The 12602-nt window shown below is 74.9% G+C and carries 15 protein-coding genes; 2 read left to right on the top strand and 13 right to left on the bottom strand.

What is annotated here, in order from left to right; genetic code table 11:
- Positions 1–250: 250 nt before the first annotated feature.
- The 7 genes from ACH436_RS03695 to ACH436_RS03665 form a co-directional block, all read right to left on the bottom strand.
- A complete protein-coding gene (locus ACH436_RS03695; protein WP_430559150.1) occupies positions 251–784 on the bottom strand; it encodes a bifunctional nuclease family protein in 534 nt (177 codons plus the stop codon).
- A 126-nt stretch (positions 785–910) separates the two neighbouring features.
- Positions 911–1654, bottom strand: a complete 744-nt coding sequence (locus ACH436_RS03690; protein ID WP_430558806.1) for a MerR family transcriptional regulator — start codon at positions 1652–1654, stop codon at positions 911–913.
- Positions 1651–2127 (bottom strand): FHA domain-containing protein, encoded by a 477-nt coding sequence (locus ACH436_RS03685; protein ID WP_430558805.1) that lies wholly within the window; start codon positions 2125–2127, stop codon positions 1651–1653. The genes ACH436_RS03690 and ACH436_RS03685 overlap by 4 nt, the downstream gene beginning before the upstream one ends.
- 239 nt (positions 2128–2366) lie before the next feature.
- Positions 2367–3794, bottom strand: coding sequence for a DUF881 domain-containing protein (locus ACH436_RS03680; protein ID WP_430558804.1), 1428 nt, complete (start codon positions 3792–3794; stop codon positions 2367–2369).
- A gap of 7 nt (positions 3795–3801) precedes the next feature.
- The gene (locus ACH436_RS03675; RefSeq protein WP_430558803.1) at positions 3802–4134 is read right to left on the bottom strand and encodes a small basic family protein; all 333 of its coding nucleotides are present in this window, start codon (positions 4132–4134) and stop codon (positions 3802–3804) included.
- Positions 4131–5123 carry a DUF881 domain-containing protein gene (locus ACH436_RS03670; protein WP_430558802.1) on the bottom strand — a complete coding sequence of 331 codons (993 nt, stop codon included), beginning with the start codon at positions 5121–5123 and terminating at the stop codon, positions 4131–4133. Before ACH436_RS03670 ends, ACH436_RS03675 begins: the two co-directional genes overlap by 4 nt.
- Positions 5120–5731 carry a CDP-alcohol phosphatidyltransferase family protein gene (locus ACH436_RS03665; protein WP_430558801.1) on the bottom strand — a complete coding sequence of 204 codons (612 nt, stop codon included), beginning with the start codon at positions 5729–5731 and terminating at the stop codon, positions 5120–5122. The genes ACH436_RS03670 and ACH436_RS03665 overlap by 4 nt, the downstream gene beginning before the upstream one ends.
- 234 nt (positions 5732–5965) lie before the next feature.
- Between ACH436_RS03665 and ACH436_RS03660 the strand changes: the two genes are divergently transcribed.
- Positions 5966–7840: a DEAD/DEAH box helicase gene (locus ACH436_RS03660; RefSeq protein ID WP_430558800.1), complete on the top strand. Its 1875-nt coding sequence runs from the start codon at positions 5966–5968 to the stop codon at positions 7838–7840.
- Positions 7841–7930: 90 nt separating this feature from the next.
- Here ACH436_RS03660 and ACH436_RS03655 read toward each other — a convergent pair whose 3' ends face one another.
- From ACH436_RS03655 to rpe, 4 genes are all read right to left on the bottom strand, one after another.
- Positions 7931–8377: a PH domain-containing protein gene (locus tag ACH436_RS03655; RefSeq protein ID WP_430558799.1), complete on the bottom strand. Its 447-nt coding sequence runs from the start codon at positions 8375–8377 to the stop codon at positions 7931–7933.
- 61 nt (positions 8378–8438) lie between these two features.
- A complete protein-coding gene (gene hisG / locus ACH436_RS03650; protein WP_430558798.1) occupies positions 8439–9287 on the bottom strand; it encodes an ATP phosphoribosyltransferase in 849 nt (282 codons plus the stop codon).
- 101 nt (positions 9288–9388) lie between these two features.
- Positions 9389–9652 carry a phosphoribosyl-ATP diphosphatase gene (locus ACH436_RS03645; protein WP_430558797.1) on the bottom strand — a complete coding sequence of 88 codons (264 nt, stop codon included), beginning with the start codon at positions 9650–9652 and terminating at the stop codon, positions 9389–9391.
- A gap of 156 nt (positions 9653–9808) precedes the next feature.
- On the bottom strand, positions 9809–10471 hold the full coding sequence (rpe, locus tag ACH436_RS03640; RefSeq protein ID WP_430558796.1) for a ribulose-phosphate 3-epimerase: 663 nt from the start codon (positions 10469–10471) through the stop codon (positions 9809–9811).
- 38 nt (positions 10472–10509) lie between these two features.
- Between rpe and ACH436_RS03635 the strand changes: the two genes are divergently transcribed.
- Entirely contained in the window at positions 10510–11067 is a 558-nt protein-coding gene (locus tag ACH436_RS03635; RefSeq protein ID WP_430558795.1) for a GNAT family N-acetyltransferase, read from the top strand.
- Positions 11068–11082: 15 nt separating this feature from the next.
- On the opposite strand, the gene ACH436_RS03630 is transcribed toward ACH436_RS03635, so the two are convergent.
- Both ACH436_RS03630 and ACH436_RS03625 read right to left on the bottom strand, forming a co-directional pair.
- The gene (locus ACH436_RS03630) at positions 11083–12360 is read right to left on the bottom strand and encodes a type II toxin-antitoxin system HipA family toxin (protein WP_430558794.1); all 1278 of its coding nucleotides are present in this window, start codon (positions 12358–12360) and stop codon (positions 11083–11085) included.
- Positions 12357–12599, bottom strand: coding sequence for a helix-turn-helix transcriptional regulator (locus ACH436_RS03625; protein ID WP_430558793.1), 243 nt, complete (start codon positions 12597–12599; stop codon positions 12357–12359). Before ACH436_RS03625 ends, ACH436_RS03630 begins: the two co-directional genes overlap by 4 nt.
- Positions 12600–12602: the final 3 nt, after the last annotated feature.

The raw sequence follows: 12602 nt of genomic DNA, 5'->3' as shown, positions 1-12602 counted from the left end.
TAGGACGCCCCTGGGGGGTCGTCAACGACGTCGGCGCCGAGCGGGACCGCGTGTCGCGCCGCCCTGCCCCGCCGCCGGGACCTGCGCTCGCCCCTCACCGGCGGTCTTCACTCTCGACCAGCACTTGAGGGTTCGGCACCCCACGGTAGCCGAGTCTGACCGTCAACCGGAGGTCGAGGGTCGGGTCGGGCGTGGCGGACGGCCGCGTCCGGCGCGTCGCTCCTGCCTCCGGGTGTCGCGTCCGGGCTGGTCAGGGTGGCGCGTCGTCCGGCCGGTCCCCGCCGTTCGGGGGCGTGCCGGGCTCGTGCGGCCCGCCGGGCGCGGTGAAGTCGGCGGCCGTCGCGTGGTCGAGGAAGTCGCGGAACTTCTCGACCTCGCGCTGCTGCTCGACGTCCACCACCTCGACGCCGGCGACGGCGACCACCTCGGCCGAGCAGAGCACCGGGCTGCCCGTGCGCACGGCCAGCGCGATCGCGTCGGACGCGCGGGAGTCGAGCCGGGTGCCGTTCGACAGGACCAGCTCGGCGAAGAACACGCCGCCGTCGAGCGCCACGATCTCGACGCGCTCGAGCTCCACCCCCACCGCGCCGAGCAGGTCGCGCAGCAGGTCGTGCGTCATGGGGCGGGGGGTGACGAGCCCGGCCTGCGCCATCGCGATGGCGGACGCCTCGCGCGCCCCGATGACGATGGGGACCGCGAGGTTCGCTGCGGCGTCGAGGAGCAGCACGACGATCTCCTGGTCGTGCTGCTGCTGCCGCACCCCGAGGACCTCCACCGGGACCATCGGTGCGTCGCTCGCGTCGTCGGGTTCCACCGATCCACGGTACGTCCGCGACGTGCCGCACGTCGCCCCGGGAGCGAGCCCGATCTCAGCGAGACGGCCCGGAGCTCGAGGCGCGGGGGCGCTACGTCAGACGAGGTCGCTCGAACCCTGCCGCACCCAGGTCGAGTGCAGGCGGGCGAGGAGCTCGCCCACCTCGGCGGCGAGCTCGGCGCCCTGGGCGCGGGCCGAGGGGGTCTGCTGGCTGCGGTACGGGGCCACGAGCTGGTCGACCAGGCCCACGTGCCGGTCCGCCGACGCGCGCAGCGACCGCAGGTGCCGCGGCTCGATGCCGTGCTCCGCGAGCCGGGCGGCGATCCGCACCACGTCGGGTGCGCCGTCGTCCAGCCGGCTGCCCGACCGGGCCTGCAGCACGCCCCCGGACACGAGCTCCTGGACGAACCCGGCGGACGTGCCGGTCGCCTCGGCGACGCTCTCCACGGTCCAGCGCCGGCGGGAGACCTCGCTCGGCGGGGTCGCCTCGGCGAGCCGTGGCGCGGGTCCGGGGGCGGGCTCCCCCGCGTCCATGTCGGCGAGGCGTTCCTTGATGACCTTCAGCGGCAGGTAGGAGTCCCGCTGCTCGGTGAGGACGAACCGTAGGCGCTCCACGTCGGCCGGGCTGTACTGCCGGTAGCCGGACGGCGTGCGCACGGGGTCGATCAGGCCCTGGTCCTCGAGGAACCGCAGCTTGGAGTGCGAGACGGACGGGAACTCCGGGCCCAGCTGCGCGAGGACGTCGGAGATCCGCATCGTCGCCTGGCGCGAGATCCCCCGCGGCCACGGTTCGGGCGCGCCGGCGGGATCCTCGCCCTGCGCGGCCTGCGCCGCCGTCACGACGCGGGCGCCTGCGGGTCCCGCGGCGCCTGCGGGCTGGCGTGGAACGACATGCGGAACTTGCCGATCTGCACCTCGTCGCCCGTGGTCAGCGGCGTCGCGTCGATACGCTCCCGGTTGACGTACGTGCCGTTGAGGGAGCCGATGTCGCGGACGACGAAGCGGTCACCCTCGCGGGCGAACTCCGCGTGCTTGCGCGACACGGTCACGTCGTCCAGGAAGATGTCCGCCTGCTCGCTGCGGCCCGCGACGGCCCGGTCGGAGTCCAGCAGGAAACGCTCGCCCACCGCGCCGGAGCCGTACTGCACCACCAGGAGCGCCGAGTGCCGGGGCAGTGCCGCGACGGCCGCGGCCTCCTCGGCGGTGAGCGGGATCCGGAACGCCTGCTCCTCCGCGGGCGCGCCCACACGCCCCAGGTGCGCGGTGGTGTCCGCGGCCGCCTGGTGCGGCGGAAGAGAGCGGGGGTCCGTCATCAGTCCTCCTGTGAGGTCGGGCCGGTGGGTCGGGCGACGCTGCCGACCGGGACCGGGATGCGGGCCCCGGGTGGTCGACCGTGCGTCCGACGTGCGCCGTCGTCCGACAAACCTACCCCGAGCGGGGCACGGGCGGGAAGCCCGCCCACCGCGGGCCGGCCACGTCGAGGCAGGTCCGGGCCCTCTCGGGGCCACCTCGGGGCCTGCTCAGGGCTGCGCGGGCACCGCTCCGGGCACCGTCAGTCGCGTGCGCGCTCCGGCTGGGCGTGCTCGGGTTCCTGCGGGGGCGTCACCGCCGTGATCTTTACCTCGTCCTCGCGGGCGGTCGACGCCTCGGCCCCCGCCGTGCGGACCGTCGCGAGGGCGCCGCCCGGGATCTCCAGCGCACGGTCCATCGTCTCGGGGTCGCCGATGACGGTCCACTCGTACGGGGAGGACAGCGCGGTGCCGTCGACGACGATCGCGCCGCCCTCGTCCTCGAACCAGGTCGACGTCACCAGACGCACCCCGTTGAGCTCGACGACCTCCGCGCCCGCGTTGCGCAGCTCCTCCAGCACGTTGAACATCTGGGACGCCTTCAGCGCGCCGGCCGGGTCCTGGACCGTGACACGCACGCCCGGCCCCTGCGCCGGCAGGCGCCCCGACAGGATCCCCTCGGACTCCGCTCGCTGCTCGGCGAGCTCGAGCGCCGAGCGCGCCTGCCCGGTGCCCGACTCCAGCTCGTCGCGCGTCGCCTCCAGACCCGACACCTCGTCGCCCAGCTGCTGCGCGCGGTCCGTGACCTCGTCGAGCAGGCGCACCAGGTCCTCCTGCCGCGCCGAGGACAGCTGGTCCGACGCCGACTGCTGCACCTGCACGACCAGCGCGAAGCCCAGCGCGGCGCACAGCACGCCCGCCAGCACCTGGGAGCGGCTCGCCCGGGGTCGCAGCGCCGCGCCGAGCCGACGCCATCCGCTCGCCGCGGTCTCCTCGCCGTCCGCGGGCGCGTGGTCGGCGCCCGGACCTGACGCCGCGCCCGGGACGGGCACGGTCTCCGTCTCGTGCTCGCCCCCGGGGGTGTGCTCGTGCCCGGGGGCGTCACGAGGCCCGTCCTCAGGACCGCTCCCGGCCGGCGCCTCCGCGGGGGTGGGCGCGGCCGGCACCTCGTCCACGGGGACCTGGTCGACGGGTTCCTCGTCCGCAGGGGGCGCGGGCACCGCGGTGGCGGGGTGTGGTTCGTCAGGGGCGGAGGCCGCGTCGGCAGGTTCGGTCGCCTCCGGGGGCGACTCCGGCGCGGGTTCGCCCTCGTCCTCGTCCGTGCCCTTGTCCTGCGGGACGGCGTCGCCGGGCTCGCTCGCACTGTCGGCCGTCCCGGCGTCGCCGGCCGGCCCGTCGTGGCGCGCCTCGTCGTCCGGCGGGGTGGTGCCGTCACCGGCCGCCTCATCGGGCTCGTCTCCGGGCTCGTCTGCGCGTGTCGACGTCGCAGGCTCCCGGGCGTCCTCAGGCCCGTCGTCCGTCGCAGGCCGGCCGTCGGGCACCACGGCGCTCGCGGAGGCCTCGCCACCCTCGCGGTCCTCGCGCTCGTCGGCGTCGGAGGGCGGCGGCCCGCCGGGCAGGGCGGCGTCCGGGTCGGTCTCGGTGCCGGGGACGTCGGGGGTCTCGGGGCGCTCGCCCCTCGGGTCGCTCATCCGCCGCTCACGCCTTGAACAGGTGGCGGCGGATCGCCGCCGCGTTCGAGAAGATCCGGATGCCCAGCACCACCACGACCGCGGTCGACAGCTGCGCGCCCACGCCCAGCTGGTCGCCGAGGAACACGATGAACGCCGCGACCACGACGTTCGACAGGAACGACACCAGGAACACCTTGTCGTCGAACAGACCGTCGAGCTTGGCCCGCAGGCCCCCGAACAGGGCGTCCAGCGCCGCCACCACCGCGATCGGCAGGTAGGGCTGCAACGCCACCGGCACCGTCGGCTGCAGCACCAGACCGGCGACTACGCCGATCACGAGCCCGATCGCGGCGATCATGAGCGTTCCTCCTCGGTGTCGGACGACGACGTCCCCTGCGACGTCCCCGGCGATGTGCTCTCTCGTGCCCCCTGCGGTGCCCCCTGGGCGTCGTCACCCGGCTGCGACGACTCCCCCGCCCCCACCGGCGACGCGTACCGCAGGGTCTGGTTCCCCACGCCCGGCAGCTCCAGGTCGCTCTGCGGGGTCACGCTCGACCCGATCCCGTAGCGCGACCCCAACAGCTGCAGGTACGCCGGGGCGCCGGAGCGAGCGTACGCGGTCTGCAGGTCGTCGGGGTCACCGATCGCCCGGACCACGTAGGTGGGGCCCGGCAGCGGCACCAGGTCCACCAGGATCGCGTCGCCGGCGTTCCGGATCGCCGACAGCGACGTCAGCCGCTGGTCGTCCACCGAGACCGCCTCGGCGCCCGCCGCCCACAGGGCGTTCACCACCATCTGCACGTCCGCGTCCCGCACCCGGGCGCTCGCGTCCGGGTCGGACTGCGACTGCGCGGCGTCGCCGTCCGACAGGGAGACCACCAGGCCCGGCCCGCTCACCGCGGCCGACCCGCTGACCACCCCGTCGCGGCGCAACGTCTCCAGCAGGCCCGGGTCCTCGCTGGCCAGCGCGGTGTGCTGCAGCTCCTCGATCTCGTCGCTCAACGCCACCGACCGGGACTGCAGGGCCTCGACCTCCGCACGCCGGTCCACGATCTGGTCCTCGAGCACCTCGCGCGCCGCGGCCACCTCGGCCTGCGGCGCCCGCAGCTGCCGCGCCGCCGACACCGTCAGCAGGCCGAGCACCGCCGCGAGCACCAGCAGCAGCACGACCGAGAGCCCACGCCGTCCCGTCGGCCGGCCGGCCCGCGCCGCCGCAGCACGCCGCTCGGCCTCCTCGGCGTACCCCGGGTCCAGAGGCTTCTCCATCACCTCGACCAGCAGGGTCATCGACTCGTCGGGGCGACGTCGCCCCCGGGCACGCTCGGGTGCGGGCGTCGGCGCCGTCACGCCTCACCCTCCGTACCCTCGGCGGCGGGCCCGGCGCTCGCGGACCCCACCAGCGTCCGCGCCTGCCGCACGTACTGCACGCCCGCCACCCAGTAGAGACCCACGCCCCACCACGTGAACGCCCAGCCCACGACGTGCGCGGCCGCGCCGAGCCCACCCGGCGCCGTCGCCAGGAGGAGCAGCGGGAACGCGTACAGGAGCGCGAACGTCCCGGCCTTGCCCACGAAGCTCACCGGCAGGGGCCCGTACCCGTGCCGTGCGAGCACCGGCAGCAGGCACGCGAGCATCAGGTCCCGGGCAACGATCACCACGAGGATCCACAACGGGATCACGTCCCGCCAGGTCAGCCCGATCAGGGTGACGAAGATGAACAGACGGTCCGCCGCCGGGTCGAGCATCTGCCCCAGGCGTGTCACCTGGTGCAGGCGCCGGGCCAGCACGCCGTCGAGCCAGTCCGTGAACCCGGAGAAGGCCAGGACACCCAGGGCCCACACGTCCTCGCCCACCACGATCAGCACCGCGAACACCGGCACCAGCGCCAGACGCAGCAAGCTCACCAGGTTCGGGATCGTGAAGACCCGGCTGCTGATCTCCTGGCCCTCCTGCACGGGCACATCCTACGCACGCGCCCCGCGCCCAGTGGCCGAACTCACCGGCACCCGCCGGACCGCACACGGCCCGGCCCGGTAGACTGGCACGAACTTCGGAGTTCGTCGTGCCTCCCGCGTGTTCGTTGTGCCCCGCTCAGAGCGGGGCTGGTGTGTGTCCGGGACCGAGCGACCGCGCCGCCGCCTCAGGCGGCGCAGGACTCCTCCCCCACCACCCACAGAACGGTGACCGCCTTGAGCACCCCTGACTCCACCCTGCCCACCGGACAGTCCACCGAGCAGGACCCGACCTTCGCCGACCTCGGCCTCCCCGCACCGCTGCAGGCCGCCGTCGACGACCTCGGCTTCACGACGCCGTCGCCCATCCAGGCGCGCGCCATTCCCGAGCTCCTCGCCGGCCGCGACATCACCGGCGTCGCCCAGACCGGCACCGGCAAGACCGCCGCCTTCGGCATCCCGCTGCTCGCCGCCCTCGACCCGCAAGCCTCCGTCGCCGGCGGGCACGTGCAGGCCCTCGTGCTCGCCCCCACCCGTGAGCTCGCGCTCCAGGTCGCCGAGGCCGTCGAGTCGTTCGCCACCCACCTGCCCGGGGTGCGCGTCACCTCCGTGTACGGCGGCTCCCCCTACCAGCCGCAGCAGCGCGCCCTGCGCGACGGCGTGCACGTCGTCGTCGGCACCCCCGGCCGCGTCATGGACCACCTCGAGCGGGGCACCCTCTCCCTCGACGGCGTCAAGTTCCTCGTCCTCGACGAGGCCGACGAGATGCTCCGCATGGGCTTCGCCGAGGACGTCGAGACGATCTTCGGCCAGGCGCCCGCGAAGCGACAGGTCGCCCTGTTCTCCGCGACCATGCCGCCCGCCATCCGCGCCGTCGCCGAGACCCACCTCACCGACCCCGTCGCGATCGCCGTCTCCCGCCAGTCCTCCACCGTGTCGACCGTCGAGCAGACCTACGCCGTCGTGCCCTTCCGGCACAAGATCGGCTCCCTCGTCCGGGTGCTCGCCACCTCCGACGCCGACGCCACCATCGTCTTCACCCGAACCCGCAAGGACGCCGAGGAGGTCGGCGCCGCCCTCGTGGAGCGCGGCACCTCCGCCGCCACCATCTCCGGCGACGTCGCCCAGAAGGAGCGCGAGAAGATCGTCGAGCGCCTCAAGTCCGGCGCCCTCGACGTCCTCGTCGCCACCGACGTCGCCGCCCGCGGCCTCGACGTCGACCGCATCGGCCTCGTCGTCAACTTCGACATCCCCCGCGAGCCCGAGGCCTACGTGCACCGCATCGGGCGCACCGGCCGCGCCGGACGCACCGGCCGCGCCCTGTCGTTCGTCACCCCCCACGAGCGCGGCAAGCTCAAGCACATCGAGCGGACCATCCGCACCACCCTCACCGAGGTGGAGATCCCCTCGCCGCGCGACGTGTCCGAGCACCGGGCCCGCCGCCTCCTCGACGCCGTCGGCACGCGCATCGAGGCCGGCCGCCTCGACCTGTACACGCGGATGCTCCAGGAGCGCGCCGCCACCGCGGCCGCCACGGACACCGCGGACACCGACGGCACGCCGGCTCCTGCGGCGACCGACGACGACGCCCTGCAGGTCGCGGCAGCCCTCCTGGCGCTCGCGGTCGGGGACGACGGCCCGCAGCAGCGCGCCGCGCAGGAGGAGCACGAGCGCGAGCGGGCCGAGGCCAAGGGCGGGCGCACCCGCGAGACGCACCGCGCCGAGCGGACCGAGCGCGACGGCGACCGCACCGGCCGCCACCCCCGCTCCGACCGTGACGACCGGGGCCGCGGCATCCGCCGTCCCGCCGCCGGCACGCGCTACCGCATCTCCGTCGGGCACACGCACGGCGCGCAGCCGCGCGGCATCGTCGGGGCGCTCACGCACGAGGGCGGCCTGTCGGGCAGCGACATCGGCAAGATCGACATCTTCGGCAACTTCTCCCTGGTCGACATCACGCGACCGCTCGACGACGCCGACATGAACCGCATCGGCCGCGCCCACGTGGCCGGCAAGGCGCTCCGCATCTCCGTCGACAAGGGCGCGCCCGAGCGCCGTGCCCCGCGCACCGAGCGGCCCCGCACCGACCGTCGTCCGGCCCGCACGGCCTGACCGGGAGGGGCACGGCCCCACGACACGACGAAGCCCGCGAGCCGCACGGCTCGCGGGCTTCGTCATGCGCCCCGGGCTCCCCGCGACGGGTCAGGTGCGGTCGGGCGCCTCGCCCAGGCTCACGACGAGCGACCGCAGCCTGCGCGCCTCCGCCATCCCCCGCTCGCCGTCGGCGCGCTGGATGCCCATCACGGCGATCGTCCCGCCGTCGGCGAGGTCGAGCCGCACCCACGGATCGTTCGGGCCGAGGCGCACCTCGACGATCTCGGGCCACGCGAGCGTCCGGGAACGGACGAGGTTGCGCACGCGCAGGCCCTGCTCGGACGGCGACGCGTGCACGCCGCCGAGCCGCCACAGCAACCAGGTGACACCGAGCGCGAAGACCACGAACGAGATCTTGTTCACCGCGGCAGCGCCCATCGGGCCGCTCGAGCCGAGGCCCACCACGACGCTCCCGACGGCGGCGACGACCCAGACGAACCACGCCGCGACCTGGCCCCACAGCGGGCGGAACGTGCGGAACCGTGAGGTGCTCATGCGCACCACGCTGCCACCGGGGGTGCCTGCTCGACAGGTCGGCGGGCACCGACCCGGCGGGTCACAGCCGGCTGGCGTGGATGGAGGTCACGATGATGCCGCGCGCCCCCACCTCGTACAGCGCGTCCATGACGCGGTTCGTCTCGGACCGCTTCACCATCGACCGCACGGCCGCCGACTCGCCGTTGTGCAACGGCGACACGGTCGGCGACTCGAACCCGGGGGTCACCGCCACCGCCGCGTCGACCAGCTCCATCGGCACGTCGTAGTCCATGAGCACGTACTCGTGCGCGGTGATCACGCCCTGCAGGCGGCGGGTGAGGACGTCCAGCCCGGCGGGCTCCGCCACGCCGCTGCGGCGGATGAGCAGTGCCTCCGAGCGCAGGATCGGCTCGCCGAAGACCTCCAGCCCGGCGGCTCGCAGCGTGGTGCCCGTCTCGACGACGTCGGCGATGACGTCCGCCACGCCGAGGCGCACGGAGCTCTCCACCGCACCGTCGAGGTGCACCACGGCCGACGGCTCGATCCCCCGCTCGCGCAGGTAGGAGCGGACCAGCGTGTCGTACGACGACGCCACCCGGCGGCCGTTGATCTGCTCGACGTCCGTGATCGTCCCCGCCGGGGCCGCGAAGCGGAACGTCGACGCGGCGAAGCCCAGCGGCAGGTGCTCGACGGCGTCCGCGCCGGAGTCCAGCAGCAGGTCGCGACCGGTGATGCCGACGTCGACGGTGCCGGACCCGACGTACACCGCGACGTCGCGCGGGCGCAGGAAGAAGAACTCGGCGCCGTTGTCGGGGTCGGCGAGCACGAGCTCACGGGTGTCGCGGCGCTGGCGGTAGCCCGCCTCGCGCAGCATGTCGGAGGCCGGGACGGACAGGGAGCCCTTGTTGGGGACGGCGATACGGAGCACTGGGTTACCTCGCTTTGATCAGGTCGGGTCGTGTCGGGCGGCTGGGCGCGCGCGACGGACGACGGGGCCGCACCGTGACGGTGCGGCCCCGGTCCGGGCGCTCACAGATGCGCGTACACGTCCTCGAGCGTCAGCCCCTTGGCCACCATCAGCACCTGCAGGTGGTACAGCAGCTGGGAGATCTCCTCGGCGGCGGCCTCGTCGGTCTCGTGCTCGGCGGCCATCCAGACCTCGGCCGCCTCCTCCACGATCTTCTTCCCGATCGCATGCACGCCGGCGTCCAGCTCGGCGACGGTCCCCGACCCGGCGGGGCGGGTCGCGGCCTTCTCGGTCAGCTCGGCGAACAGGGAGTCGAACGTCTTCACCCGGACAGCCTAGACGGCGGGACCCCTCGCCCAGGCCGGGGTTTCGTTCCTCGGGACGGTGAGCTGCTGCTGTTCAGGACGCTTGGCACACTATTTTTAGACGAACACAGAAGCGACGACCCCGCTCGACGAGACCCCCTCTCCGCGCCGGCGCCGTCAGTGGCCGTGCGCCGACGCGAGCTCCCGCAGCGCCGCGATCTCCGCCGGGACGTCCTCCGCCCCGTACACCGCCGAGCCCGCCACGAAGACGTTCGCCCCCGCGTCGGCCGCGCGGTCGATCGTCTCGCGGGACACTCCGCCGTCCACCTGGATCCAGACGTCCAGCCCCGACTCCCCCACCGCCTGCCGCGCCCGCCGGATCTTCGGCAGCGTGCCGTCGATGAACGACTGGCCGCCGAACCCCGGCTCTACCGTCATGACGAGGATCATGTCGATCTCCGGCAGGAGGTCGAGGAACGGCTCCACGGGCGTGGCCGGCCGCAGCGCGACGCCCGCCCGCGCGCCGAGGCGCCGCAGCTCGCGCGCCAGGCGCACGGGCGCCGTGGCGGCCTCCGCGTGGAACGTCACCGAGGCGGCCCCCGCCTCCGCGTACGCCGGGGCCCAGCGGTCCGGGTCGTCGATCATCAGGTGCGCGTCGATCGGCACCGGCGAGACCTGCGACAGGCGCTCGAACACCGGCAGGCCCAGCGTGAGGTTCGGCACGAAGTGGTTGTCCATGACGTCCACGTGGGCGTAGTCCGCGGTGGCGATGGCCCCCAGGTCGCGTTCGAGGTTCGCGAAGTCGGCCGACAGGATGCTCGGGTTGATCAGCGCAGGCATGCGCCCAGCCTAGGCGCGGCAGCCACTACGCTCGCCCCGTGCCACCGATCCCCTCCCCCGCCGGGCCGGCCCCGTCGGCCGCGTCCTCCGCCGCCCGGCCGGTCGTCCGCGCCGCCCAGACCGACGACCTCCCCGCGGTCGCGGCCATCCTGGAGCCCTACGTGAGCGGCACGGCGGTCACGTTCGACGAGCAGCCCCCGGACCTCACCGCCTGGCGTCAGCGCCTGGCCGACCTCGCCGCCCGCGGGTTGCCCTTCCTGGTGGCCGAGCTCGACGGCGAGGTCGTCGGCTACGCGTACGTCTCCCCGTGGCGCCCCAAGGCCGCCTACCGGTACACGGTGGAGGACACGATCTACCTGGCGCCCGGGGCGCAGGGCCGCGGCGTCGGCACCCGGCTCCTGTCCGCCCTGCTCGACGCGTGCTCGCTGGCCGGCGTGCGGCAGGTCGTCGCCGTCGTGGCCGACGACCCCGCCGCCGCGGGCTCGCTGCCGCTGCACCGCCGGCTGGGCTTCGAGGTCGCGGGCGTGCTGCGCGACGTCGGTGTGAAGCACGGGCGCTCCGTCAGCACGATGCTGCTGCAGCGCTCCCTGGCCTGACGGGCCCCCGACGCCTTAGGAGGGCAGCCCGGCACGGAGCGCCTCCGTACGCGCCTCGACGGTCCGCCACGCCTGCGGCCCCACGCCCGGGTGGGCGCCGCGGTCGATCTCCTCGAGCCCCGTGCGCAGGCCGTCCAGCGTGGCCGCCACGGCACGCAGCGCGCGCCGACGCGGCAGGCCCCACGACACGCCCTCCGCGACGAGGTGCTCGGCCGTGATCCGGTCCATGTCGCGCTCCCCCGACACGTCCATCGCGAAGACGCGCGACGCGTGCGCGTGGTGCAGGTGCATGGAGACGTCGTAGGCGGGGGCGAGCGCGACGGTGCCGTCCGCACGCCGGAGCATCGAGACGTTCTTCGCGTGCGCGTCGGTGTTCCCGACGGCCAGGTTCAGCGTGGTGAGCGCGAGCAGCGGGTCGGGCCGGGCGCCGTCGTCGCGCAGCACGCGGGCGATCCGCGCGAGCGACGGCAGCGCGCGCCCGTGCTGGAACTTGCGCTCCGGGTCGCGGGTGCTGATGCCGAGCGCCTGCGCCGCGTCCTCCTGGTGCACGCGCCGCTGGCCGCCCGGGGCCGCCGGGTCCGGCACCCGGTCGTACCGGGAGACGACGATCGCGCGGACGTCGTCGAACGTGACCACCTCGGCGTCGATCGTCGTGAGGCCCACCCGGCGGGCCAGGTCGAGCGCGGCGGCCTCCGTGTCGACGAGGTCGGCCGTCGGCGAGCCCGCCTCCCGCGCCACCTTGAGGATGTGCGTCGTCGGCTGCGTGGGCGACGCCCGCAGCCAGCCGTGCTCGTCGCGTACCAGGCCGATCTTGGGCTCCATGCCCGGCAAGGAGCTCGTGAGGTGCTGCGCCCGGCCCTGGCCGCCGGCCCGCGCCACGCTCTCGTGCAGGAGGCGGGCGACGCCCGCGTCGTCGAGCCGCCGGGTGGGGCGCGTCTCGGGCTCCGGGGTCACGCCGGGCTCGACGAACGTCAGCGCCCCTACCGTGTCGCCGCCGTACGCGCGGAAGAACGCGACCGCGTCGTCGGGGTCGACACCCGCGTCCATGGCCATGTGCGCGCGCACGCGCCCCTCCGGCATGAGTCCGTCGAGCCAGGCGGACACCCGCGCGGGCGCGGGCGGCTCGGCCGGCTCGATCGGGAGCAGGTGGGACAGGATCCGTGCCCCGTCGCCCCAGCGCCGAGGGGCGCCGTCGTCCCACTCGAGCTCGACCCGCGGCGTCTCGCGGCCGAGGTCGCGCGCGGTGAAGCGGGCGATCCGCGCCCCGTAGAGCCAGGCGTCGATCTGCGTCATGCGTCCTGCTCCCGCTCGACGAGCCGCACGTCGACGCCCAGCTCGTCGAAGATCTCGAAGAGGCGCGTGATGTACAGGTTGTCCACGCCCGCCTCGACCTCGGAGACGTACTGGCGCGTCAGGCCCAGCTCGTCCGCGAGCGCCGTCTGGCTGATGCCGCGGCGGCGGCGGACGGTGCGCGCGAAGCGCCCGAGGTCTCGGGCGCTGCGTGCGGGGGTCCAGGGGGTGGGCTGGGCCATGAC

Origin of the sequence: Isoptericola sp. NPDC019693, from assembly GCF_044389085.1 — a bacterium.
Lineage (GTDB): Bacteria > Actinomycetota > Actinomycetes > Actinomycetales > Cellulomonadaceae > Isoptericola.
This window is presented reverse-complemented; position numbering and strand designations above follow the sequence as displayed.